Origin of the sequence: Pseudomonas sp. KCJK9111 (assembly GCF_046231935.1) — a bacterium.
Taxonomy (GTDB): Bacteria; Pseudomonadota; Gammaproteobacteria; order Pseudomonadales; family Pseudomonadaceae; genus Aquipseudomonas; species Aquipseudomonas parafulva_B.
The window spans coordinates 1-640 of record NZ_JBJJMO010000132.1 but is presented as its reverse complement, the minus strand read 5'-3'; the positions used below and the strand labels follow the sequence as shown (position 1 = coordinate 640).

Annotated in this window: 1 protein-coding gene; it reads right to left on the bottom strand. The window is 57.5% G+C overall.

The window, feature by feature from the left end; all coding sequences use genetic code 11:
- Nucleotides 1-640: immunoglobulin-like domain-containing protein (locus ACK59L_RS21490; RefSeq protein WP_409275953.1), on the bottom strand; the 640-nt coding region annotated here is incomplete at both ends.

Genomic DNA, 640 nt, shown 5'->3' with positions numbered 1-640 from the left:
GACCGGCGTTTTGTCCAAAGTGAGCTGTTCAAACTTGCCAACGTCTGCACCGGCAACGGAGGCGATCGATTTCACGACCGGATCGTTAGCACCGACATAGTCGTTGTCAGGCGCTGTAACGGTTACCGAACCGGTAGTGCCGTTGGCTGGGATGGTGATGACAGTTTTGCCATCGTCCAGGGTGAAGGTCAGCGCGCCGTGCTTGTCGATTGGCAGGCCGTCTTTGTTGGTCAGGGTCACGGTGTAAGTGATCTGACCGCCTTCAGTGACCGAGTCGGTAGCGGTGAGCTTGGCTACAACTTCGTCGATGGTGTCAGTCACTTTGACCGAGGCATCGTTACCCAGCTGCAGGTTTTCGAACGTGCGGCCGCCAGCGTCTGCTGCCGACTTGATGCCCAAGCTGATTTCGCCCGAGTCTTTGTAAACGTCATCGCCTTGCGCCGCGTGTTCGTAGGAAACAGCGGTCTGGCCGGCTTTGATGGTGACTTGAGCGTTGTTGCTCAGGGTCACGACCAGGTCGTTGGCCAGGGCTTTGTTGATCTGGACGGTGAACGTCGGTTTGACGTTCTCGGCAACGGAGGTCTGGTCAGCCGTAATGGTGACCAACACCAAGTCGCCTTGGTTACCCGTGCCCGGAGTA